Source organism: Streptomyces sp. NPDC047841 (assembly GCF_040704085.1).
Lineage (GTDB): Bacteria > Actinomycetota > Actinomycetes > Streptomycetales > Streptomycetaceae > Streptomyces > Streptomyces argyrophylli.
Genome location: NZ_JBEYRP010000093.1, coordinates 1 through 1,034 on the forward strand (window position 1 = coordinate 1; position 1,034 = coordinate 1,034).

Sequence of the window (1,034 nt, forward strand, 5' to 3'; positions counted from 1 at the left end):
TGGATGACGCGACGGTGGAGAACCTGACGTCGGGGGCGTTGGGGCGGGTGTTGCGTCCGAAGGTGGCGGGTGCGTGGAATCTGCATCTGGTGGCGGGGGATGTGCCGGTGTTCGTGGTGTTCTCGTCGGTGGCGGGGACGTTGGGGACGGCGGGGCAGGGCAATTACGCGGCGGCGAATGTGTTCTTGGATGCTTTGGTGTCCTGGCGGCGTGGTCGGGGGTTGTCGGGTACGTCGTTGGCGTGGGGGTTGTGGGAGCAGGCCGGCGGTATGACGGGGCACCTGGGCGACGCGGACCGCGCCCGCATGGCCCGCGCAGGCACCTTGCCCCTCCCCACCGAGGTCGGTCTCACCCTCTTCGACACCGCGATGGAACTCGACCGCGCACACCTGGTGCTCAGCCCGCTCAACACGGCCCTGCTCACCTCCCGCACCGACCAGGGAGCTTCCGCGCAGAACGGCTCGCCCCTCTCCCCGCTCCTCGCCGGTCTCGTCCGGCCCGCGCTGCGCCGTGCGACGAGTGCCGCGGCGGCCGTCGGCTCCGGTTCCCCCCTCGCCGATCGCCTGTCGGGGCTGGCGGTGGCGGAGCAGGAGGGGGTGTTGCTGGAGCTGGTGGCGGGTCAGGTGGCCGTGGTGCTGGGGCACGCGGAGGCGTCCCGGGTGGATCAGGGGAGGTCATTCAAGGATCTGGGGTTCGATTCGTTGACGGCGGTGGAGTTGCGTAACCGGCTCCAGGCGGTGGCCGGGGTCCGGCTGCCGGCGACGGTGGTGTTCGACCATCCCAGTCCGGTGGCGTTGGCGGCCTGGCTGCGTGGGGAGCTGGTGGGCGGCGGGGAGCCGGTGGCGGCGGTGCCGGTGGCGTCGGTGGGTGTGGACGAGCCGATCGCGATCGTGGGGATGAGTTGCCGGTTCCCGGGTGGTGTGCGTTCGCCTGAGGAGTTGTGGCGGCTGGTGGCCGACGGGACGGACGCGATGGGTGCGTTTCCTGCGGATCGTGGCTGGGATCTGGAGGGTCTGTTCGATCCTGATCCTGAG

At 70.9% G+C, this 1,034-nt stretch carries 1 protein-coding gene; it reads left to right on the forward strand.

Translation table 11 applies throughout. The features are described 5' to 3' along the window. Nucleotides 1-14: 14 nt before the first annotated feature. Nucleotides 15-1,034, forward strand: a 1,020-nt coding sequence (locus AB0947_RS42825; RefSeq protein WP_366755755.1) for a KR domain-containing protein, incomplete at its 3' end; no start/stop codon positions are given.